Consider the following 24,354-nt stretch of genomic DNA (forward strand, 5'->3'; position numbering starts at 1 on the left):
AACTTCGGTTGTAACTTCGGTTGTGATTGTTTAATATTTGAGTCCGGCAAAATCGAAATGTTGTCTCGCTCATTCAAATAATGAGACAACGAGTTTACACCTTGGTTAGTTGCCATACAGAAACCTTTTGGGGTTGTATGGTTAAGTGACTAAGCGTACACGGTGGATGCCTTGGCAGTCAGAGGCGATGAAAGACGTAATAACTTGCGATAAGCCCAGATTAGGTAGTAATAACCTTTTGAGTCTGGGATTTCTGAATGGGGAAACCCACGTGCATAAGCACGTATCGTTRYGTGAATACATAGCRYAACGAGGCGAACCCGGGGAACTGAAACATCTAAGTACCCGGAGGAGTAGAAATCAACCGAGATTCCGAAAGTAGCGGCGAGCGAAATTGGATTAGCCCTTAAGCTTTTAATGATGCAGGTGAAGAGTCTGGAAAGTCTCGCGATACAGGGTGATAGCCCCGTAACCGACACATCATAATCAGTGAAATCGAGTAGGGCGGGACACGTGATATCCTGTCTGAATATGGGGGGACCATCCTCCAAGGCTAAATACTACTGACTGACCGATAGTGAACCAGTACCGTGAGGGAAAGGCGAAAAGAACCCCTGTGAGGGGAGTGAAATAGAACCTGAAACCGTGTACGTACAAGCAGTAGGAGCAGACTTGTTCTGTGACTGCGTACCTTTTGTATAATGGGTCAGCGACTTAATTTTAGTAGCAAGGTTAACCGTTTAGGGGAGCCGTAGGGAAACCGAGTCTTAACTGGGCGAACAGTTGCTAGGATTAGACCCGAAACCAGGTGATCTAGCCATGGGCAGGTTGAAGGTTGAGTAACATCAACTGGAGGACCGAACCGACTAATGTTGAAAAATTAGCGGATGACTTGTGGCTAGGGGTGAAAGGCCAATCAAACCTGGAGATAGCTGGTTCTCCCCGAAAGCTATTTAGGTAGCGCCTCGGACGAATACTACTGGGGGTAGAGCACTGTTAAGGCTAGGGGGTCATCCCGACTTACCAACCCTTTGCAAACTCCGAATACCAGTAAGTACTATCCGGGAGACACACGGCGGGTGCTAACGTCCGTCGTGGAGAGGGAAACAACCCAGACCGCCAGCTAAGGTCCCAAAGTATAGCTAAGTGGGAAACGATGTGGGAAGGCTTAGACAGCTAGGATGTTGGCTTAGAAGCAGCCATCATTTAAAGAAAGCGTAATAGCTCACTAGTCGAGTCGGCCTGCGCGGAAGATGTAACGGGGCTAAGCTATACACCGAAGCTGCGGCTACGTACTTTTAAGTATGTGGGGTAGGGGAGCGTTCTGTAAGCGGTTGAAGGTGGTCTGTAAGGGCTGCTGGACGTATCAGAAGTGCGAATGCTGACATGAGTAACGATAAAGGGGGTGAAAAACCCCCTCGCCGGAAGACCAAGGGTTCCTGTCCAACGTTAATCGGGGCAGGGTAAGTCGACCCCTAAGGCGAGGCCGAAAGGCGTAGTCGATGGGAAACGGGTTAATATTCCCGTACTTCTTATAATTGCGATGGGGGGACGGAGAAGGCTAGATGGGCCTGGCGACGGTTGTCCAGGTTCAAGTACGTAGGCGGAAGRWTTAGGTAAATCCGGACTTTCTTAACGCTGAGATACGATGTCGAGCTACTACGGTAGTGAAGTCATTGATGCCATGCTTCCAGGAAAAGCCTCTAAGCTTCAGATTATAAGAAATCGTACCCCAAACCGACACAGGTGGTCGGGTAGAGAATACCAAGGCGCTTGAGAGAACTCGGGTGAAGGAACTAGGCAAAATGGTACCGTAACTTCGGGAGAAGGTACGCTCTTGGCGGTGAAGTCCCTTGCGGATGGAGCTACTAGGAGTCGCAGATACCAGGTGGCTGCAACTGTTTATTAAAAACACAGCACTGTGCAAAATCGTAAGATGACGTATACGGTGTGACGCCTGCCCGGTGCCGGAAGGTTAATTGATGGGGTTAGACTTCGGTCGAAGCTCTTGATCGAAGCCCCGGTAAACGGCGGCCGTAACTATAACGGTCCTAAGGTAGCGAAATTCCTTGTCGGGTAAGTTCCGACCTGCACGAATGGCGTAATGATGGCCACGCTGTCTCCACCCGAGACTCAGTGAAATTGAAATCGCTGTGAAGATGCAGTGTACCCGCGGCTAGACGGAAAGACCCCGTGAACCTTTACTACAGCTTGGCACTGAACATTGAACCTACATGTGTAGGATAGGTGGGAGACTTTGAAACTTCGTCGCTAGATGGAGTGGAGTCAACCTTGAAATACCACCCTTGTACGTTTGATGTTCTAACGTTGGYCCCTTATCGGGRTTGCGGACAGTGCCTGGTGGGTAGTTTGACTGGGGCGGTCTCCTCCCAAAGAGTAACGGAGGAGCACGAAGGTGGGCTAAACACGGTTGGACATCGTGTGGTTAGTGCAATGGCATAAGCCCGCTTGACTGCGAGAATGACAATTCGAGCAGGTGCGAAAGCAGGTCATAGTGATCCGGTGGTTCTGAATGGAAGGGCCATCGCTCAACGGATAAAAGGTACTCCGGGGATAACAGGCTGATACCGCCCAAGAGTTCATATCGACGGCGGTGTTTGGCACCTCGATGTCGGCTCATCACATCCTGGGGCTGAAGTCGGTCCCAAGGGTATGGCTGTTCGCCATTTAAAGTGGTACGCGAGCTGGGTTTAGAACGTCGTGAGACAGTTCGGTCCCTATCTGCCGTGGGCGTTGGAAGATTGAAGGGGGCTGCTCCTAGTACGAGAGGACCGGAGTGGACGAACCTCTGGTGTTCGGGTTGTCACGCCAGTGGCATTGCCCGGTAGCTAAGTTCGGAATCGATAAGCGCTGAAAGCATCTAAGCGCGAAGCGAGCCCTGAGATGAGTCTTCCCTGGCACTTTAAGTGCCCTTAAGGGTTGTTCAAGACTAGAACGTTGATAGGCAGGGTGTGTAAGTGCTGTGAGGCATTGAGCTAACCTGTACTAATTGCCCGTGAGGCTTAACCATACAACACCCAAGGGGTTTTGTGGACTCAATATAAGAACATTGAATGCGTGTTTGAACTTTTATAATCAGTTTTCCGAATTTTAGAATTTGCTTGGCGACCATAGCGTTGCGGACCCACCTGATTCCATGCCGAACTCAGAAGTGAAACGCAGTAGCGCCGATGGTAGTGTGGGGTTTCCCCATGTGAGAGTAGGACATCGCCAGGCTTTAAATATCGTTTTTAGGTCAAGACCTAAAAACAAATGGACACTTGCTATTGCAGGTATGCCACTGCGGAGTGGTAGTTCAGTTGGTTAGAATACCGGCCTGTCACGCCGGGGGTCGCGGGTTCGAGTCCCGTCCACTCCGCCACTTATTAAGAAAGCCCGATTCGAAAGAGTCGGGCTTTTTTATGTCTGAAGAAAGAGCGAACAGGTTTGCTATACATCAATCATGATATATCGCATATATGTTAGCTCATTAAATTAATCTGTTTCTTCTACGGACTTTTCTTTATTCCTTTCTTTTATTGAAACCTCATTTCGGTTTTCTACATTTGTAGCTTTCTGTACGTGAGCAATTAACTCAAGACGTTCATCGTCATTAGAATCACACCAAGTAATACCTAAAAAGGTGAAGCTATCCCCTTCTTTACGCTGGTAAACAACGTCGGCATAAAACTCACTCAAGGTAGGTGTGATTATTATTATCCTACTAGGAACATTTACTCTGTTTGAAACCAATACTCCGGCCCCACCTAGACTGATGTCCTTAATGACAGCATGTCCAACCTTTCGTTTAAACCAACCGACTCTTCGTATTTCTACTGCTAGCCCGTTTGTTTGAGTTCCAAATGGTTCGTTTGGTGACCAAAAATACCAACGGGCGTGTTTTCTCTTCGCTTCATTTTCTGAATTCATATCACTGCAGCTTAATATCACGTGTACTTTCTTAGATTAAAACGACCATTAGTTGAAAAACTAAAATATATTCAAATTTAGTTTGGACGTCTAGACAGCTGTATGTTCTGTGATAGGATAGAGGCAATATAAAAGGAATGAGGCTGTACCGTGGGAAGTAATGTAAGACAACAGATCGAAGCTCAACTTAAGCAGAAAATCATGCTTATAGATGGTGGTATGGGCACGATGATCCAAGATTATAAACTTGAAGAAAATGATTACCGTGGTGATCGCTTCTCTACTTGGCATTGTGATCTTAAAGGGAATAATGACTTACTCGTTCTTTCTCAGCCTCAAATGATAAAAGATATTCATGGACAGTACCTAGAAGCGGGTGCTGATATCCTAGAAACAAACACCTTTAACGCAACGACTATTGCCATGGCCGACTATGACATGGAAAGTTTGAGTGAAGAGATTAATTTCGAAGCAGCTAAACTTGCTCGAAAAGTCGCTGATGAGTGGACGGCAAAGACCCCTAATAAACCACGTTATGTTGCTGGCGTCTTAGGTCCTACAAATAGAACTTGTACTATATCGCCGGATGTAAATGATCCTGGTTTTCGAAATGTTACATTTGATGAATTGGTCGAAGCCTATTCAGAGTCTACACGTGCCTTAATTAAAGGTGGTTCTGACCTGATTTTGATCGAAACGATCTTTGATACGCTGAACGCTAAAGCCTGTTCTTTTGCCGTCGAATCTGTATTTGAAGAGGTTGGAATCACCCTGCCTGTTATGATCTCAGGTACCATTACTGACGCTTCTGGTCGAACGCTATCAGGCCAAACTACTGAAGCATTTTACAATGCCTTACGCCATGTTAAACCGATTTCATTTGGTTTGAACTGTGCTCTTGGTCCTGATGAGCTCCGTGAGTATGTCAGCGAATTATCACGTATATCAGAGTGCAGTGTTTCCGCTCACCCTAATGCGGGTCTTCCTAACGCATTTGGTGAATACGATCTTTCTCCTGAAGATATGGCGGAACATGTTAAAGAGTGGGCTGAAAGTGGGTTCTTAAACCTCATTGGTGGTTGTTGTGGTACCACGCCAGAGCATATACGCCAAATGGCACAGGCAGTTGACGGTGTGACTCCGCGCTCGCTACCTGAAATTCCAGTAGCTTGCCGTCTTTCTGGCTTAGAGCCCCTGACTATTTTAAAAGAATCACTATTTGTTAACGTTGGTGAGAGAACCAACGTTACTGGATCTGCACGCTTCAAAAGATTAATTAAAGAAGAGCTTTATGATGAAGCTTTGAGTGTTGCTCGTGAACAAGTGGAAAATGGCGCTCAGATTATCGATATTAACATGGATGAAGGGATGCTAGATGCGGAAGCGTGTATGGTTAGATTCCTCAATTTGTGTGCATCAGAGCCTGAAATATCTAAAGTCCCTGTGATGGTCGACTCATCAAAATGGGAAGTGATTGAAGCTGGTCTTAAATGTATTCAAGGTAAGGGCATTGTAAACTCAATTTCTCTTAAGGAAGGGAAAGAGAAGTTTGTAGAGCAAGCGAAGCTAGTTCGCCGATATGGCGCAGCAGTGATTGTAATGGCCTTTGATGAAGTAGGACAAGCTGATACTCGTGAGCGTAAAATTGAGATTTGTACTAACGCTTACAACATCCTGGTTAATGAAGTTGGCTTCCCACCTGAAGATATCATTTTCGATCCTAATATTTTTGCTGTCGCAACGGGTATTGATGAGCACAATAATTATGCTGTGGATTTTATCGAGGCTGTTGGAGATATTAAGCGAAACCTTCCACATGCGATGATCTCTGGTGGTGTATCAAACGTTTCATTTTCGTTCCGAGGCAACAACTACGTGCGTGAAGCTATCCACGCGGTATTCCTTTATCACTGTTTCAAAAACGGTATGGATATGGGGATAGTAAACGCAGGCCAACTAGAGATATACGATAACGTTCCTGAGGATTTGCGTGAAGCGGTTGAAGATGTTGTGCTTAACCGCCGAGATGACTCCACTGAGCGCCTGCTGGATATCGCGACAGAATATTTGGAGCGTGCTGTTGGTAAAGTAGAAGATAAGTCTGCTTTGGAGTGGCGAACTTGGCCAGTTGCGAAACGTTTAGAGCACTCTCTTGTGAAAGGTATCACCGACTTTATTGTTGAAGATACAGAAGAGGCACGAGTAAATGCTTCTCGTCCTATTGAAGTCATTGAAGGACCTCTGATGGACGGTATGAACGTTGTCGGCGACCTGTTTGGTGAAGGGAAAATGTTCCTTCCTCAAGTTGTGAAATCTGCAAGAGTAATGAAACAGGCGGTTGCTCATTTAGAGCCCTTCATTAACGCGACAAAAGACGTAGGTTCAACCAACGGAAAGATCTTGCTGGCTACTGTTAAGGGAGATGTTCACGATATTGGTAAGAACATCGTCGGTGTTGTTCTTCAGTGTAACAATTACGATATTATTGATCTTGGCGTGATGGTTTCTTGTGAAAAAATTCTTAAGGTTGCCAAAGAAGAGAATGTCGACATCATTGGGCTTTCAGGTTTGATTACACCATCGTTGGACGAAATGGTGCATGTCGCTAAAGAGATGGAACGTCAAGGCTTTGACTTACCACTGTTAATTGGTGGCGCAACGACTTCAAAGGCACATACCGCTGTCAAAATAGAACAGAACTATTCTCAGCCTGTTGTTTATGTGAATAACGCTTCTCGTGCGGTAGGTGTGTGTACTTCATTGCTTTCAAATGAATTAAAACCTGCCTTTGTCGAAAAGATCGATTTAGATTACGAGCGCGTTAGAGAGCAACATAATCGTAAAAAGCCTCGTACCAAACCTGTTACTTTAGAGAAAGCTCGCCAAAACCGAGTTGATATTGATTGGGCTGCTTATACTCCTCCGGCACCTGTAAAACCAGGTATCCATATCTTTAAAGACTTTGATGTTGCAGTGTTACGCCAATATATTGATTGGACTCCTTTCTTCATGACATGGACGTTAATGGGTAAATATCCTGCGATCTTAGACCATGAGGAGGTCGGCGAGGAGGCGAGACGTCTCTTCAAGGATGCCAATGACCTGCTTGATCGAGTTGAAAGTGAAAAACTTCTTGAAGCGAGAGGCATGTGTGGGTTATTCCCTGCAAACAGCGTTGGTGACGATATAGAGGTTTATACAGACGAATCTCGAACCGAGGTACTTAAGATTCTGCGTAACTTACGTCAACAGACAGATAAGCCTAAAGGTTTCAACTATTGTTTATCGGATTACATTGCACCCAAAGACAGTGGTAAATCTGACTGGATTGGTGGCTTTGCTGTCACTGGCGGTATTGGCGAAAGAGAGTTGGCTGACGAGTACAAAGCGAATGGCGATGATTATAACGCTATTATGATTCAGGCCGTTGCGGACCGATTGGCTGAAGCCTTCGCAGAGTATCTTCACAAAGAAGTACGGAAGGATATTTGGGGCTACTCACCAGATGAAGATTTAAGTAACGATGATTTGATTCGTGAAAAGTATCAAGGTATTCGTCCTGCACCGGGTTACCCTGCATGCCCGGAACATACAGAGAAAGGGGCGTTATGGGAACTCATGGACGTGGAAAAAGCTATCGATATGTCTTTGACCAGTAGCTACGCTATGTGGCCGGGAGCATCGGTATCTGGCATGTATTTCTCGCACCCAGATTGTCGTTACTTTGCAATTGCTCAGATTCAGCAAGATCAGTTGGAAAGTTACGCTGAGCGTAAAGGTTGGGATCTTGTTGAAGCTGAAAAATGGTTAGGACCAAATCTTAACTAGTTAAGTCATAGATTGTAATCGAAAGGGTCGCCTATTAAGCGACCCTTTTTTACATCTCGATATATAGTTACAGTTAGATATCTTGTTGATGCTGTTCTGGATCGTCTAACTTTTTTTGTACGTGTTTCGCTTTCTCGATCATAGGGGTAATTGTTGAGCCCTGTATCAAGATTGAAAACATAACCACAGCGTACGTCATAACTAGGATGATCTCTTTTACATCAATTAGTTTATCTGGGATAACCCAAATACCTGATGGGATAGAAAGCGCCATAGCCAAAGCTAAACCACCTCGCAAACCTCCCCAAGTAAGGATTCGAATAGACCATGAATTGTAGCTGCGAAAGCGCTTAAAACCGATGTAAGAGATAAACACGCTCAGATAACGAGCCGACAATACGAGTGGAATAGCAAATGCCATTAGAATCCAGTCTTCTTGATGGAATTTAAAAAGCAGCATCGACATGCCAATAAGTAGGAACAAAATGCCATTTAAGAATTCGTCCACCAATTCCCAGAATTTATCTAAGTGCTCTTCACTCTCCTTTGAAAATCCCACGTAGCGAGTCCAGTTACCAATCATTATTCCAGAGACAACCATAGCTAGTGGGCCGGAAACATGAAGTACATCAGCAAAAACATATCCTGCTGTAGGGATACCGATAGTGAGTAATAGTTCCATTGAGTGATCGTTCGTTGAACTGATTAAGTAATGGAACAATAAGCCGAGAACAAAACCATAGGCGATTCCTCCAATAGCTTCTTGAAAAAATAGAAGAGCGATACTTGAAAAGGTTGGCGTCTCTGTGCCGAATGCGATTGTGAATAAGGTCACAAATATAACTAACCCAAAACCATCATTGAACAGCGATTCGCCCTCAATCTGGGTTGAAATTCGTTCCGGAGCCTGTAATTTTTTAACGATAGCTAAAACAGCGATGGGATCGGTTGGGGATATTAACGCACCAAAGAGTAAGCAATAGACTAAATCGAATTGAATCCCTATTAGTAGGCAGAACCCGTATAACACACCACCAATAAAGAATGTTGAGAATAAAGTCGCCCCTAGAGCTAGGGTGGTAATTTCCCATTTTTGATCTTTTAAATGGGGTAAATGAATACCAAGTCCACCGGCGAAGAGCAGGAAGCCTAGAATGCCTTTTAGCAGAAAATCTTCAAAGTTGATGCTGGCAATCGTAGAAGTGGATAGTTCAGTTAACTGGAACCAATCATTTTGACCCGCGACTAAAATGAGCAGTGAAAGGATCATTGCTCCTGCCGTAATCGCTATCGTAGTTTGCATCTTGCCGATTTTACTGTTGATAAAAGCAATCAGCATTGCAGCTGCGGAAAGAAAGCAAAGAGTGTAGTAGATGGACATTATCAACCAAAAATGTAACTGAATGTTACCTTGGATTTTCGGGCCAGTTAACTCAAATAGCAATGGCTTTATGTCATGCTTGTGTGATTATTTATAGAGCAATTATTAGAGTTACGGCGTTCATGTAGGCTTTAGTTAAATAGGCTATGCGTCTAAGCTGATGTGAAAGTGATGAGCTGAACTATAGAAATACGTTAAGCTGGTCATCATGTGAGAATGGTTAATAAAAAGTGCCGCTGTACTAGCGGCACTACATACGTGATTATTCAAATAATTCTGCGTGTAACTTTTGAATTGAAGATTTAGCATCTGACTCGTGAAGTAAGAAGCACAGGTTGTGTGGACTTGCGCCGTAACAAATCATTCGCAAGTTAAAGTCTTCCAATGTTCCGAACACTTGTTTCGCATAGCCTTTACTTTCGCTCATATTGTTACCAATTAAGGCGACTAAACAGAGGTCGTGCTCAATTTCTACATGACAGAGTTCTTCTAATTCGATGCGTACTTGATCTGGCAGTTGTGGTGCGCCACCGGCTGTATCTGTTTGATCTAGGGTTAGTGAAACACTGATCTCGGATGTAGTAATTAAATCCACTGAAATCTTATGCGCCGCTAAGATCTCAAATACCTTCGCGAGAAAGCCATACGCATGGAACATGTTAGCACTGCGCAGTGTGACCATTGTTTGATTGCTACGCAGAGCAAGAGCACGAAAAAGAGGTGACGTTTCGGCATGATGTCGAATCCATGTTCCTCCACGTTCAGGTTCTTTTGAAGAACCTACAAAAACTGGAATATCGTGACGAAGTGCTGGAACGAGCGTTGAAGGGTGTAGGATCTTCGCACCAAAGTTGGCCATTTCTGATGCTTCACTAAAGCTGATCTCTGGGATTGGTGTAGCTTTTGATGCAATACGCGGATCGGTGGTATAGATACCCGGAACATCAGTCCAGATTTCTAGCCCTGAAGCTTCGACACCTTCCGCTATTAATGCTGCACTGTAATCACTGCCGCCTCGACCTAAAGTCGTTGTATTGCCTTCAGTGTCAGCACCAATAAAGCCTTGGGTAACTACGACATGATCTTGGCATAGTGGTATAAGCTTTTCTTTAGCAAGTTGGGAAATATCTGCAAGCTGAGGCTCTGCTTTTCCAAATGTTCCGTCTGTTCTAAGCACTTCTCGAATATCAAACCGAACAGCATTGATGCCACGTTCACGCATTAGTTGAGCCAGCAGGTGAGTAGACATTAGCTCGCCACAAGCAACGAGGTGATCGGTTAGTTTCTTATTCGCTTGGATTGACGCTGCTTCTGCAAGGCTTGTTACTGTGTCTAAGATCTTATAAATCTCAGTGGCTGCTTCGTCGGAACTCGTTAGTTGTGACAAAATGGCATCGTGGATTGCCGCAATCTTTTGTAATACTTCACTGCGTCGCTCTTGGTTTGAAACACCATTGGCAAGTTCAACAAGTAGATTAGTCACTCCAGAACATGCACTGCTAACGACAAGCTTGGTTTCTGGATTGTTCTCGATGATAACAGCACAACGGCTCATTGCTTCAAAGTTGGCTACACTGGTCCCACCAAATTTGGCGACATTGAATGCGCTCACAGCATTTCTCCCTAAATATTCAAATAAGATAAACAGGTTAACGATAACCTAAAGTTCTTTAGAGAAGAGAAAAATGAGCAAAAAAGAGGTGCGTATAGATAGATTGACCTCAGAAGCTCATCACTAGGCGGTGCTAGTGACAGTTAAGGGGATTCAGCCCACTTAACCGACAAATATAATCCTTACATTACATTTATCTCGGCACTGCTCCCCATTGATAGGTTGTATTGGAATTAAGGTTCCACAAACTATCTGCCTGGGCAGTGCTCCTCTTCTGCATAAAGCGTCTTCATTGAACGGTTTTGCGCAACAAATGTCAACGGATATTTGTTAGTCACCATTTATTGATCGATTGAGTGAATAATGTTGCGGGTAATCACACTAGACTTACGGCGCATTGCTCGGCTTGTATAATTGAATTAATGTGGTTGTTCACACTTCTGTATACAAGGAGCTACTATGCCAGTTCAAAGTTTTATCCCTCCTCATAGAATACTTATGGGGCCGGGACCATCAGATGTATCTCCTCAAGTTTTACAAGCTTTGAGTCGCCCGATTGTTGGGCATTTAGACCCACTATTCATTGGCATGATGGATGAGGTAAAGCAACTGCTTAAGTATGCTTTCCAAACCGAGAATGATTTTACTATTGCCGTTTCAGCTCCAGGGAGCGCGGGAATGGAAGCGTGTTTCGTAAATCTCATTGAACCAGGCGATAAAGTGATTGTTTGTCGTAATGGTGTGTTTGGCGATCGAATGCGTGAAAATGTTATTCGTGCAGGCGCTGAAGCAATAATGGTGGATGATGAATGGGGAGCTCCTGTCACTCCGAGTAAGGTTAAAGAAGCTTTTAAAGCTCACCCGGATGTGAAGATTTTAGCGTTTGTACACGCAGAAACCTCTACAGGTGCACTTTCCGATGCACAGGCCTTGAGCCGCATCGCAATTGATAATAATGCACTGACGATTGTAGATGCAGTGACATCCCTCGGTGGTGTGCCTCTCAAGGTCGACGAGTGGCAGCTAGATGCTGTTTACTCTGGTAGTCAGAAGTGTCTCTCGTGTGTGCCTGGCTTATCGCCTGTAACTTTTTCAGCTAAAGCGATTGAAAAGATTCAATCTCGCACGACACCTATCCAAAGTTGGTTCTTAGATCAAAGCTTAGTGTTGGGTTATTGGAGTGGGGAAGGCAAGCGAAGCTATCATCATACGGCCCCAGTTAATAGCCTCTATGCTTTGCACGAATCTTTGTTGATGCTAAAAAATGAAGGTTTGGAAAATGCATGGAAGCGTCACGCTGAAATGCATGAGAAGCTTAAAGTAGGCTTGGAAAAGCTTGGCTTTGAGTTTGTCGTAGATGAGCAGAGCCGACTTCCTCAACTTAATGCTATCTTCATTCCTGAAGGTGTTGATGATGCTAAGGTACGCTCGACTTTACTCGAAGAGTACAACCTTGAAATAGGCGCAGGATTAGGGGCGCTAGCGGGTAAAGCATGGCGAATCGGTTTGATGGGTTACGCTGCAAGGAACGAGAATGTGTCTTTGTGTTTACGTGCCCTTGAAGAAACACTGCAACAATAAATAATCAGTACTAAATATTATAAAAGGGGCCCTTGATGCCCCTTTTCTATTTCTAAGCTAAGGTTTTTTGCTAGCTTCCGATGTTGAAACCGATGTTGATTGCTTATCGGATCGTGGCTTGTATTGAATCATAGAGAAATCTTTCTCTGGAAATAGGTATCGAGCTTCAGCCCGTATTTGCTCTGCGCGACTCGTATCATCTAGCCCCTGATAAGCTAAGATAAGGTTGCTATAAAATGCAGGTCTCGGCTTAGACTGAATAATACCTAGTGACCAGTCTATGTACGGCTGTATTAATTCAGGCTCTTGCTTATACAAACCAATATTAAGATAGGTACTGTAGATGTCCCAGTCGAAGCGATCTTTCCAGACGACAGGATTAGTGACTCGACTTAGAATTTCAGGCTCTTTGGGTGACGAACGCTCAAATTGCGTTAAAACATAATTGGTATGCAATGCACTGACCATATAAACAGTCGTCATGAGAGGTAGTACGAGACAGGAAATTCTCAACAAGCTTTTAGTCACTTTACTAAAGCCTATTTGTTTATAATTTGCGACACGTTGATCGACCCAGAACAGCAAGATCATAAAGATGATCCAGTGAATTGCAGAGTGATAGAAAGGATATTCAAGTTGCGAGTGCAGCACAATCGGCACAAACAGCGCAAACATCGCTAGCCGGGTTCCCTTCTTTGCGTAATAAATACGAGCTAATACCAAGGCTGCCGCAAGTACAATGGCGAGAATTGGAATCAACCCTCCTTCGACACCCCAAAAAAGTAACTCATTATGAGGGTGATCCATTGCTGGTAAGCCCGCTTTATAGCCTGGATTCAGTTGATGTTGTCTCGCGGTATACAGAATATATTCAGACTCAAAATTACCATAACCGTAACCGGTAAAGGGCTTTTCAATCACCATGTCGAGTGTTTGTGGGTAAATGTATAGCCTTACATGATCAGCTTTCGTTTTACTTGCAATTAAGTTATCTGTTCCTTGAGAATGAGCAGCTAAAAAGCCTAACCCTATACCTAGGAAACAGCAAGCTACCCAACTAATGAAGCGTTTAGTTGAAACGTACTTGTAGATATAAGGAATAACTAATGCTAGTGCAATTATTGCACCGAGCCATCCTGTTCTAGAAGCTATGATGACCAATAGGGAGGTCGTTAACAGTGGTGTTAAACATAGAAAGACTGTTTCACTGACTAGGCTGTATTTATTAGTTTGTCTTGCGAGTAAATACCCTGAGATCACCAATCCTGTAGCAAGGAAGCTCGCCATAACGTTGGGTTGCTGAAAAATTCCATATGGTCGATTACGAATGGCATCGTAGCCAAATAGGTTATTGGGCTCAAGATATAGGTATTGGTAGAAACCAAACAGTGCTTCAATAAAAACCGCAATAACAATAAACCACAACAATCTTTGTTTATGTTTATTACTAAATCGAAACTGCTGTAATAAAACGAATAGTAAGAAACCAAGCCAAAGCCCAATGATTCTTCCTAGTGCTGCTGATGGTGTTGCGTTGGCATACAGTAAAGGTAGAGTCATTAAACAGACACAAACAAACAGGCCAATGGTTAGCTTTGAATAAAGTAGAGCCCGATTGGTTGCGAGTTGATATAAGCCGATAGAAAGAGTGAATGAGAGAGCAAGCCATGTCGCTGGGTTGAATGCCAATGCGAGCCCAGAGCCGCCAGGGTTAGGCATGAAAAAATGCATCGCGATAAAAAAGACGACCGCTAGAGAAGCTAAGAATGGCTTGTTGAGTGGAATCTTGGGTACATGGGGCTCAAGGCGAGTGCCTCCAGTATGCAATATTGCCATGTTATTACTATTCCTATACAAAGAAACCAGCGTCAATGCTGGTTCCTTTATCTTAGCGTTTTTTTCTATTTCAACATAGGTTTAAGAAATCTTGCTGTGTGAGAACCTTTAACTTTTGCGACGGATTCCGGTGTGCCTTGAGCCACAATCTCACCACCACCTTGTCCCCCTTCTGGCCCCAAGTCGATGACCCAATCCGCTGTTTTAACAACATCAAGATTGTGCTCAATCACTACCACAGTATTACCGTGATCACGTAATCGATGTAAAACGGTAAGCAGCTGTTGGATGTCGTGGAAGTGCAGACCTGTTGTTGGTTCGTCCAAAATATAGAGGGTTTTTCCTGTATCTCGCTTAGATAGTTCACGAGCTAGTTTTACACGCTGGGCTTCGCCACCTGATAGGGTTGTTGCCGCTTGTCCTAGACGTATATAAGAGAGTCCAACATCCATCAAGGTTTGAAGTTTTCTGGCTATTACAGGCACAGGTTCGAAGAATGTGCGCGCATCTTCAACGGTCATCTGAAGCACTTCATCTATGCTCTTACCTTTATAGTGAACTTCAAGAGTTTCGCGGTTATAGCGCTTCCCTTTACAAGAATCACATGAGACATACACATCAGGTAAGAAGTGCATCTCCACTTTGATCATGCCATCACCTTGGCAAGCTTCACAGCGCCCTCCGCGAACGTTAAAGCTAAATCTTCCTGGTTTATAACCACGAGAACGAGACTCTTGAGTCCCGGCAAATAACTCTCTTATTGGTGTGAAAATTCCAGTGTAAGTAGCAGGGTTAGAGCGGGGAGTTCGACCGATAGGGCTTTGGTCAATATCAATGACTTTGTCAAAGTGCTCGAGTCCCTTGATTTTTTTATAAGGTGCTGGAGTAGCGGTGGTTGCACCATTCAATGCTGTATGTGCGATCTTAAAGAAAGTGTCGTTAATTAGGGTTGATTTTCCTGATCCAGATACCCCCGTCACACACGTAAACAGTCCTACAGGCAGAGAAAGCGTTACCTCTTTTAAGTTATTTCCTGTTGCGCCAATCAGCTCAACGGTTTTCTTAGGATCTTTTTTAGTGCGTTTCTTGGGAATAGAGATCTCTTTGACACCACTTAAATATTGTCCCGTTAGTGATTCAGGTGTAGCAATGATCTCTTCCATCGTTCCTTCAGCCACAATGTGACCACCATGAACACCAGCTCCTGGGCCAATATCGATAACATGGTCTGCGCATCGAATAGCATCTTCATCATGCTCTACGACCAATACGGTATTTCCGAGATCGCGAAGGTGTGTCAGTGTTTTGAGTAAGCGTTCGTTATCACGTTGATGCAAACCAATTGAAGGCTCATCCAATACATACATGACACCCACTAAACCTGCGCCAATCTGGCTAGCGAGGCGAATACGTTGCGCTTCGCCACCTGATAATGTCTCTGCACTGCGAGAGAGGTTTAGATAATTTAGACCTACGTTAACTAAGAATTGAAGCCGATCATTGATCTCTTTCATAACTTTATCGGCGATCTGGCCTCGTTGACCACCTAGCTTTAGATTATGAAAAAAGTCGAGTGCTTCAGCGATGCTAAACTCTACGATTTGTGGTAATGCAGTATCGTTAATGAAGACGTTTCTTGCTTCAACACGTAGACGGGTACCCTCACAGGCAGTACATGATTTCGTTGAAATATACTTAACCAGATCTTCTCGAACTGCATTTGACTCAGTATCACGGTAGCGTCGTTCAAGAGTATTGAGTATCCCTTCGAATGGATGGCGTTTAACGCGAATATCACCGCGGTCATTGATGTATTTAAACTCGACTTCAGTCTTACCTGAACCAGTTAAAATGATTTCACGAGTTTTCTTTGGAAGCTTTTTAAATGGAGTATTAAGGTCAAAACCATAATGCTCGGCAAGTGATGAGAGCATTTGAAAATAATAGTAGTTCTTTTGATCCCAGCCGCGAATGGCTCCGTCAGCAAGACTTGCACTCTCATCTAGAATGACACGATCGGGGTCGAAATATTGCTGAACACCAAGTCCATCACATGTACCACATGCACCAGCAGGGTTGTTAAATGAGAACAATCTTGGCTCAAGCTCTTGCATACTGTAACCACAGTGTGAACAGGCAAAATTTGCAGAAAATACTATCTCTTCACTATCACCATCCATCGAGGTAACGACAGCGATGCCTCCAGAAAGCTCAAGTGTGGTTTCCAAAGACTCAGCTAAGCGTTGTTGTAGGTCGCTACGCACTTTAAATCGGTCGACAACCACTTCAATAGTATGTTTTTTATGTAGCTCCAACGTTGGTGGATCAGAAAGATCGCAGGTTTCCCCATCAATACGAGCACGAATAAAGCCTTGTGCGGCAAGGTTCGCTAGAGTTTTTACGTGTTCGCCTTTTCGCTCTTTAATAATAGGCGCTAAGAGCATCATTTTAGAGCCTTGCGGCAGTTCTAAGATCCTGTCTACCATTTGGCTGATGGTTTGTGCAGCCAGTGGAGTGTGGTGATCTGGGCAACGAGGTTCACCAACACGAGCGTACAGTAGACGGAGGTAATCGTAGACTTCAGTAATCGTACCAACGGTAGAGCGAGGATTATGTGAGGTTGATTTTTGCTCGATTGAAATTGCAGGAGATAGACCTTCAATATGGTCGACGTCGGGCTTTTCCATCAATGAAAGAAACTGGCGTGCATACGCTGAAAGAGACTCAACATAGCGGCGTTGGCCTTCTGCATAAAGGGTATCAAAAGCGAGAGAAGATTTACCTGAGCCCGAAAGGCCGGTGACAACGATCAGTTTATCGCGAGGAATCGTGAGGTTGATGTCTTTAAGGTTATGGGTTCGTGCACCGCGAACTTCGATTGTGTCCATCTTCTAAACTCGTTGAAATACTAAGTGATGCAAGTATTACATAGTGTGAGAATTGTGCAAAGAAAATACTGGACAAAAAAACAGTAACGCCACTTGTATAGTTAAAGTACAAGTGGTGTTATTTAAGGTTGGTCTGAGCTAGTAGATTACTCTTTATGGGTTGATTGCTTACCTAGCTCTGAGGTCTTTTTATCTTTTAAATACAGGTTTTCAAAGCAGTAATTAGTCGCCTCAATGTAGCCTTCAACGCTACCACAGTCAAAACGTTTACCTTTGAATTTATAAGCTAAAACGCAGCCTGATTTAGCTTGCTTTAGTAGTGCGTCAGTAATTTGAATCTCACCACCTTTTCCTGGTTCTGTTTGCTCTATTAACTCAAAGATATCTGGAGTTAATATATAGCGACCAATAATGGCAAGGTTACTTGGTGCAGTGCCTTGCTCTGGCTTCTCAACCATGTCATCGACACGGAATAGATCGTCTTTAATCATCTCACCAGAAATCACGCCATATTTGTGAGTTTCATCTTCTGGTACTTCTTGAACAGCAACGATTGAACAGCGGAACTGCTTATAAAGCGCGACCATTTGTGCCAATACACCTTGTTGCTCATTAACACAAAGATCATCGGCTAGTACGACGGCAAAGGGTTCATCGCCAACGAGTTCACGACCAGTCAGTATGGCGTGCCCAAGACCTTTCATCTCTTGCTGACGAATGTAAGTGAAGCTTGCACTGTCGATTACTTTACGAATGTTGAACAGCAGCTCCTCTTTATTGGTACCGCTGATTTGATGTTCAAGCTCGTAGTTCTTATCAAAGTGATCCATAAGTGAGTGCTTACCACGACCTGTAACGATACACATGCCATCCATACCAGCCTGAATTGCTTCTTCGACGCCGTATTCGATCAATGGTTTATTCACCACTGGCATCATCTCTTTTGGCATTGATTTAGTAGCAGGAAGAAAGCGAGTTCCGTAGCCTGCTGCTGGGAAAAGGCACTTTTTGATCATGATAAAACCCTTTGAAATTCAGTATAAATAGTCATTTGGCGCAAAGATAACATGCTTTCAACGACGGATTTATTAACCGTCGTTGAACAAGTAATGAATTGATATCGTTTGGTTAAATTAAGACGCCAAATTTTGATTCGCCCATGCTATCGCTTGAACACGGTTTTTAACAGAAAGTTTTTTGAAAATCTGATAAAGGTGCGATTTTACGGTGAACTCGCTAATAAATAAGCTATCCGCTATTTGAATATTGGATGAACTGTTTTGCAGGCAGCGCAATATTTGCAGCTCTCGAGAGGTTAGGTCAACGATGACTGGCGCGGTATTACTATTTATCACATGCCTATAATAGTGCAGTAGTTGGCTGGCGACCTTTCTTGGTAACCAGTTTTGACCATTAATTATCTCTCCTAGCCCACGGACAATATCATCGACGCTAGTATAGGTATAAAACAACCCTTTTAAGTTACCAAAATAGAGAAGTTCATCCGTCGTTAGACGTTTATTGAGGTTGAAGATGATCACTTCAAAGTTCTTATCTGCAATCGGTAAGTTACGGACCTGTTGTTGAAGTAATTTATGCGCTTGATAGTCAATAAGAAGTATTTTGTGGCGATGTTTAGGGCTTGCTTCCATTAGATCCTCTGGCTGGATCTTAGGGATCTCTATAGATAGAGCCTGCTGTAACTTATCGACGTGTGGATAGTCAGCACTTTTATCTTCACATAAAAAATAGATAGTTCTGGTGTAATCTGCTTTCTTCATGACTTAAGCCCTTTGCTTTTATTATGACGTTATTTTTTAGACTAAAATGAAGCAAATTGTGGGCAAGAGCTAGATATACCGAATAATAGACTGTTCTTTTGCGTCTGGTTTCATATTGCTGAGTAATCTAGGCATTTATCAGCAACTGTGAATTTGAAGAACCTCTAAAAATCAGTAAATTAATTCGATGATATTGTTGAGAAGGCGATGGATTATTTAATCCCATTTGTACCCGTGATAAAGCGTGTTATCCTACCGCACTTAACTTTTCCAAAGACATCATTTAAACGGAGCAGAACATGGCAAGCCGTGGCGTAAATAAAGTCATCATTATGGGTAACCTTGGGCAAGATCCTGAGGTTAAATACACCGCCAATGGTAGTGCGATTGCAAATATTACCGTTGCAACCTCTGAAACTTGGCGCGATAAGCAATCTGGCGAACAGCGTGAGAAAACAGAGTGGCACCGTGTTGTGTTATTTGGCAAAACGGCTGAAATTGCTGGTGAATACTTACGTAAAGGCTCTCAAGTTTATCTTGAAGGTCAATTACAGACTCGTAAGTGGCAAGATCAAAGCGGTCAAGATCGTTACTCAACTGAAGTTGTTGTTCAGTGGCCAACAGGCCAAATGCAATTATTAGGTGGTCGTGGTCAAGGTGGCGGTGCAGGCCAACAGAATCAGCAGCAAAACAATAACTGGGGTCAACCTCAGCAACCTGCTATGCAACAGCAACAGCAGCAGCAACCAGCAATGCAGCAGCCTCAAGCAGCACCTCAGCATAAGCCAGTTCAACAACAAGCTCCTCAGCAAGCTCAGCCACAATATAATGAGCCGCCGATGGATTTTGACGATGACATCCCGTTCTAAGGGAAAAAATGTTGAAAAAAGCCGCGATTATCGCGGCTTTTTTATATAGTGAGCAAAGAGATAAATGACTTATCTCTCAATTGCAGCCATCAATTTTGTGCCGTTGAAGAAAATATAGAAAGGAACTCTAACTTTATGAGGTTTACCCCTACCTTAAAGCTCAGTACCCGGTTGGTGGCATTTGTTACCATCATTGTTATCAGTGCGACCTTTATACTGTTCATTGGTGGGACGCTGACGTTCAAAAAGATTGGCCAAGAGTATCTCTCCCACTATCTAGATGGCATTGTTACAGTCGTTGATAAAGAAATGTCAGATCCAGAAGCTGCGCAGTCTATGCAGCGATGGATGCCCAAGATGTTACAAGCATCTCGCATTGTCGAAATGGAACTCTCTTCTAGTGCCGGTATTATTTATCGATTTAAAGATACCGCCTCTCGCGTCGACCCGACTCGGTTATATAGCAGGGAATATTCACTCGAAAGAAACAACGGCTACCAAATAAAATTCAAAGCTGTTCCCCCTTATTTAGGTTATACCGACTCTTTTAGTGCATTGTGGACGATCACTCTGGCTGTTGGCCTAATTATTTTTTGCTTGATCAGAGGCGTTAAGTGGCTGAAAGAACAACTTATTGGCTCTGAGCTTCTTGAAGAGCGTGGCAGAATGATTTTAGCCGGACGTGTTGAGCAACATGCAAAGGGGGACTTAAGAGAGTGGCCCTACACCGCGAGTGAAGCATTAGACTGCTTAATCGAAGAGCTGCAAGATGCCAGGCAAGAGCGCAGTCGCTTCGATACGTTTATTCGTACCCAAACTTTTCTGGATCAACTAACCGGGACGGCTAACCGTGTGCTTTTTGACAGTAAACTAGAGTCGGTACTACATGAAAGTGGAGCTTACGGCTCTGTGATATTACTTAGAATTGATGATTGGGAAGACGTTAAAGAGCTTAATGGAAAAAGTGTTAGTGATGATTTTATTGTCGAATTAGCTGAGGCATTAAACAGTGTAATTCAACGTTATCCTGATGTACTACTATCTCGGTATTTCAGCTCTGACTTCGCTATATTCGTACCACATCAGGGCAGTAAAGAAGTCACTCACCTTGTTAACGCGTGTATGAAACAATTAGAAAAGCTCTCTCCACCTTCTCCTATCGATAAAGATAATTGGTGCCATATGGGGGTGACCTTGTTTAGAGAGGGTGATCGCCAAGGAAAGATTATGGATGAGGCAGAGGTGGCATTAAAAAGTGCTCAACTGCAGCAAATTAATACTTGGACCCGTTTTAGTAAGGCTAATATCGAGAAAGAAGATCGAGGCAGTGTTCGATGGCGTACTCTGTTTGATCAAACCCTGACTCAAGAAAATCTTCGTGTTTACGCTCAATCTTGTTACCTGCAAACAGACAGGAATGAATTGCAGTTAATTCATCAAGAACTATTTGCTCGAATCGATGATCCAGAGAAAGGGATACTGAAGGCATCAAGGTTTAATGCTGCACTTGAGCAGGTTGGATATCAACACAAAATAGATCGAGAAATGCTTCGAAAAACAGTAGCATATGTGAAACAATCTCCTTTAAGCCTATGTTATTCTGTAAACCTTCATGTTCAACCATTTTCGGATAAAAATAACTTTAAATGGCTGAGGAATGAATTATTGCAGTTGACATCTCAGAAGCGTTCACAACTTGGTTTTGAATTTGCTGAAGGGCGGTTAGTTAAGCACTTAGATTACATGCGACCTGTGATACGAATGCTCTCTGGTCTAGGTTGTAAAGTTATTGTTGGTCAAGCAGGACGAACAATAGTCAGTACGCACTACTTAAAAGACTTGAATGTCGATTACCTTAAGTTACACCGAAGCCTAATTAAACGAATCGATCAAAGAGATGAAAACCAACTCTTTGTACGAAGTATTATTGGTGCATGCAGCGGTGGAAAAACGAAGGTCATTGCGGTTGGTGTCGAAAGTAAACCTGAGCATAAAACCCTAATAGATCTCGGTGTTCATGGCGTGCAAGGTCGCCTTTTTGATACAGAATCAGAAGTATGGGCTAAAATAAATGAAAAAGCGCCTACTGTGAATTCAAATAAAATAAAGCCGGGTCGACGAAATCGATGGCGAACAATACATTAAAGTGATTGGTAGATGAAAATTAAGTCACTCATAGATAAATTTAAACCGAAAAAGAGCGAGCACTCTAGTTTACTAGCGATAGTGCAGCCGGATGCTATCTATTTTTCAGCGCATCCAACATTCACTTTGCCTAAAGTTTCGCTTGAAAATAGCAGCTGGACACAGGTGCTTGCGACGAGTTTAAAAACACACGCTGTTGAAGGTGTAACGGTAAGTGTTGTTCTCAACTCTACTCTTTATCAAACTTATCAAATCGAAACGCCCAACATTCCACAAGAAGAGTGGTCAGTCGCACTTCCATTTCTATTAAAAGACTTAGTTACTGAAAAAGTGACTGAGATTGTGGCAGATGCATTCCGATTGCCTAATGGCAATAAGATCCAAACTTATGTCATAAAAAAATCAATCATAGCCGAACTTACCCAGCTACTGACTAAGCAGAGTTGCTTATTGGGTGAGGTCATTACTGAAGATGACGTCTGGGGCGCAACATCACAAGAGCAGAATAGCTATTTATTGCTTCAGCGCAGTGTTCGCGGCAGTTATAAAATCAGTGCTTTTCATGAAAGCAAATGCGTGTTTCAGCGCACAATACGTAATGTTGCTTCACCATTAACAGGCACCGCAAGCTCTGCATTGCAGTTAGACGGAATGGCACTTGAACTACAACGTTCAATTGACTACCTCTCTTCTCAGCTAAAAGGCATACCATTACATACACTCTTTACCTGTTGTGATGAAGAAGATCAGCAAGAGTTAGCACTGGCGCTAGATGAACGACTAAACGTAAAAGTTAAGCCGCTATCAGAAGACGCTACCTCCTCTGGCGAATTGTTATCTATAGCAGCCATCGATGTACCTGCTGAACATATTAATCTTTACCCCGCACACCTAAGGCCAAAGAAACAGTACTTCACTTTTCAGAATGTGGCGCTCTCTTGGTTTGCTGTCGCCGCGATACTGCTTTCACTCAGTGGTTTTTATTACTATCAGTCGCAACAGTTGCAAGTTGAGTTGACGGATCAGAAGCAACAGGCAAAAGTACTGTCGCAAGAGTCAGCTGAGTTACGAAAACAGCTCGAAAGCCATATACCGTCACCGGATAAAGTTGCGGCAGTCGCAAGGCTTAAACTTGAAATTCAGTCTCATCGTGACTCATTGAGAGCGATCGGTGATTATGATCAATCTCAAAGGCAAGGGTATTCCGGTGTGATGGCTTCATTGGCTACACTTGGTAGAAAAGATATTTCGCTGATTAAAATTCAGATCGACAGTCAACAGCTCAATTTACAAGGCTTAGCAAGAAATGCAGAAGCTGTACCGAACTGGGTTCATCAATTTAGGCAAGAGCTAAACTTGATAGGGCGAACCTTTGAAAAACTAAAAATTGGCAGAAATGAACAAAACATCATTACATTCGAGTTGTTAACGCAAGGGGATGTAAAACGATGAATCAAACACTAGTTCAGCTTGAAAACAAATTTGAGCAGTTGTCTGGGCGTGAAAAATGGTTGATTTCAATCGGTGGTTTTATCGTTACTGCGTTGGTGATGTTTACTTTCGTCTTTGAGCCTGCGATGAAAAAAAGTAATCAACTGAATCACCAATTAATGATCACCAAGGCTGATATTCAGCGCATGCAAGGTGAAACACTGGTTTTAACAGCTAAGTTAAGAAAAGATCCCAATAAAGAGATCGATATTGAGTTCAAAAAGTTACTCAAACAGAGCCAAGATCTCTCTCATGAGCTGTCTGGGGTTATTGATACGCTAATTTCTCCGACACAGATGACCTTGTTACTTGAAAATGTGCTGTCTGAAAGTAAACGTCTTCATCTTGTCTCTTTAGAAACGCTGGGTGCTGAATCCATTGTTAAGAAACAGTCGCAAGAGACTGGCTATTTCATACACCCGGTAAGAATTGAAGTTACCGGCAGCTATTTTGATATTTTGACTTACCTAGAAGCGTTAGAAGCGATGCCTGCGAAATACTATTGGCGCAGTTTCCATTATCAGGTTGAAGAGTACCCTAAAGCGCGACTGATTATGGAAGTCTACACTTTAGGAGCTCGTAAAGAGTTTATAGGGGGCTAACAGAACATGACATTGAGAATAATGCTATTCGTTGCCCTCGCGTTAGGAAGTGCACCTTCCTTCGCACAGCAGGCTCTTGCTTCAACAGAAAAGCAGCCTGCAGCAGACAAAACACGCATGGCAGGGCAAGATCCAACTGCCCCCTTAGGATGGGAAAAGCCTGCGAAATCAACGTCGACAGCGAAAAGAACCATCACCTATCGGTTGCCCACGCTTAAGAGCATCGCTTGTGATGAAGTTGGCCGATGTAATGCCGTTCTTAATAACAGTGTTGTTGAGAAGGGAGATAAATTAAATGGATATCAAGTCCGTCAGATTTCAGATGAAAACGTGACTTTAGTACGCGGGAGTAAGCTTTGGACATTAGAGCTATTCTCGTTAGATATTAAGAATTAAGGTAATAATAATTC

At 43.5% G+C, this 24,354-nt stretch carries 14 protein-coding genes, 1 tRNA gene, 2 rRNA genes and 1 riboswitch; of the genes, 10 read left to right on the forward strand and 7 right to left on the reverse strand.

All coding sequences use genetic code 11. The features are described from left to right. The first annotated feature begins 139 nt into the window (after positions 1–139). From L4C54_RS21100 to L4C54_RS21110, 3 genes are all read left to right on the forward strand, one after another. Positions 140–3,031: ribosomal RNA gene (locus L4C54_RS21100) — 23S ribosomal RNA — on the forward strand. Between the two features lie 90 nt (positions 3,032–3,121). Next, a 5S ribosomal RNA gene (rrf, locus tag L4C54_RS21105) occupies positions 3,122–3,237 on the forward strand. A 68-nt stretch (positions 3,238–3,305) separates the two neighbouring features. Next, a tRNA-Asp gene (locus L4C54_RS21110) sits at positions 3,306–3,382 on the forward strand. 113 nt (positions 3,383–3,495) lie between these two features. On the opposite strand, the gene L4C54_RS21115 is transcribed toward L4C54_RS21110, so the two are convergent. Continuing rightward, positions 3,496–3,930: a PilZ domain-containing protein gene (locus L4C54_RS21115; RefSeq protein WP_428809694.1), complete on the reverse strand. Its 435-nt coding sequence runs from the start codon at positions 3,928–3,930 to the stop codon at positions 3,496–3,498. Positions 3,931–4,080: 150 nt separating this feature from the next. On the opposite strand from L4C54_RS21115, the gene metH reads away from it, so the two are divergent. Then, a complete protein-coding gene (gene metH, locus L4C54_RS21120) occupies positions 4,081–7,758 on the forward strand; it encodes a methionine synthase (RefSeq protein ID WP_428809695.1) in 3,678 nt (1,225 codons plus the stop codon). Positions 7,759–7,831: 73 nt separating this feature from the next. On the opposite strand, the gene L4C54_RS21125 is transcribed toward metH, so the two are convergent. Together L4C54_RS21125 and lysC are read right to left on the reverse strand one after the other, a co-directional pair. Then, the gene (locus L4C54_RS21125) at positions 7,832–9,139 is read right to left on the reverse strand and encodes a cation:proton antiporter (protein WP_428809696.1); all 1,308 of its coding nucleotides are present in this window, start codon (positions 9,137–9,139) and stop codon (positions 7,832–7,834) included. A 262-nt stretch (positions 9,140–9,401) separates the two neighbouring features. Next, positions 9,402–10,751, reverse strand: a complete 1,350-nt coding sequence (lysC, locus tag L4C54_RS21130; protein ID WP_428809697.1) for a lysine-sensitive aspartokinase 3 — start codon at positions 10,749–10,751, stop codon at positions 9,402–9,404. A gap of 105 nt (positions 10,752–10,856) precedes the next feature. Then, a riboswitch (Lysine riboswitch) is annotated at positions 10,857–11,033 on the reverse strand. A gap of 177 nt (positions 11,034–11,210) precedes the next feature. On the opposite strand from lysC, the gene L4C54_RS21135 reads away from it, so the two are divergent. Next, the gene (locus L4C54_RS21135; protein ID WP_428809698.1) at positions 11,211–12,332 is read left to right on the forward strand and encodes a pyridoxal-phosphate-dependent aminotransferase family protein; all 1,122 of its coding nucleotides are present in this window, start codon (positions 11,211–11,213) and stop codon (positions 12,330–12,332) included. A 57-nt stretch (positions 12,333–12,389) separates the two neighbouring features. On the opposite strand, the gene L4C54_RS21140 is transcribed toward L4C54_RS21135, so the two are convergent. From L4C54_RS21140 to L4C54_RS21155, 4 genes are all read right to left on the reverse strand, one after another. Next, the gene (locus L4C54_RS21140; RefSeq protein WP_428809699.1) at positions 12,390–14,168 is read right to left on the reverse strand and encodes a PglL family O-oligosaccharyltransferase; all 1,779 of its coding nucleotides are present in this window, start codon (positions 14,166–14,168) and stop codon (positions 12,390–12,392) included. 65 nt (positions 14,169–14,233) lie between these two features. Next, the gene (gene uvrA, locus L4C54_RS21145) at positions 14,234–17,056 is read right to left on the reverse strand and encodes an excinuclease ABC subunit UvrA (RefSeq protein WP_428809700.1); all 2,823 of its coding nucleotides are present in this window, start codon (positions 17,054–17,056) and stop codon (positions 14,234–14,236) included. A 146-nt stretch (positions 17,057–17,202) separates the two neighbouring features. Further along, positions 17,203–18,072 (reverse strand): UTP--glucose-1-phosphate uridylyltransferase GalU, encoded by an 870-nt coding sequence (gene galU / locus L4C54_RS21150; RefSeq protein ID WP_428809701.1) that lies wholly within the window; start codon positions 18,070–18,072, stop codon positions 17,203–17,205. 117 nt (positions 18,073–18,189) lie between these two features. Further along, the gene (locus tag L4C54_RS21155; RefSeq protein WP_428809702.1) at positions 18,190–18,837 is read right to left on the reverse strand and encodes a LuxR C-terminal-related transcriptional regulator; all 648 of its coding nucleotides are present in this window, start codon (positions 18,835–18,837) and stop codon (positions 18,190–18,192) included. Positions 18,838–19,136: 299 nt separating this feature from the next. On the opposite strand from L4C54_RS21155, the gene L4C54_RS21160 reads away from it, so the two are divergent. The 5 genes from L4C54_RS21160 to L4C54_RS21180 all read left to right on the forward strand — a co-directional run bounded on the left by L4C54_RS21160 (position 19,137) and on the right by L4C54_RS21180 (position 24,340). Further along, complete coding sequence (locus L4C54_RS21160; RefSeq protein WP_428809703.1) at positions 19,137–19,706, forward strand: single-stranded DNA-binding protein; 570 nt, start codon at positions 19,137–19,139, stop codon at positions 19,704–19,706. 135 nt (positions 19,707–19,841) lie between these two features. Next, positions 19,842–21,851, forward strand: a complete 2,010-nt coding sequence (gene csrD / locus L4C54_RS21165; protein ID WP_428809704.1) for an RNase E specificity factor CsrD — start codon at positions 19,842–19,844, stop codon at positions 21,849–21,851. Between the two features lie 12 nt (positions 21,852–21,863). Beyond that, positions 21,864–23,303, forward strand: coding sequence for an MSHA biogenesis protein MshI (locus tag L4C54_RS21170; protein ID WP_428809705.1), 1,440 nt, complete (start codon positions 21,864–21,866; stop codon positions 23,301–23,303). Then, complete coding sequence (locus L4C54_RS21175; protein ID WP_428809706.1) at positions 23,300–23,944, forward strand: type II secretion system protein GspM; 645 nt, start codon at positions 23,300–23,302, stop codon at positions 23,942–23,944. The genes L4C54_RS21170 and L4C54_RS21175 overlap by 4 nt, the downstream gene beginning before the upstream one ends. Positions 23,945–24,061: 117 nt before the next feature. Then, positions 24,062–24,340 carry an MSHA biogenesis protein MshK gene (locus L4C54_RS21180; protein ID WP_428809760.1) on the forward strand — a complete coding sequence of 93 codons (279 nt, stop codon included), beginning with the start codon at positions 24,062–24,064 and terminating at the stop codon, positions 24,338–24,340. Positions 24,341–24,354: the final 14 nt, after the last annotated feature.

It is taken from the genome of Vibrio lamellibrachiae (assembly GCF_050337265.1).
In the GTDB taxonomy this organism is placed as follows: Bacteria; Pseudomonadota; Gammaproteobacteria; order Enterobacterales; family Vibrionaceae; genus Vibrio; species Vibrio kyushuensis.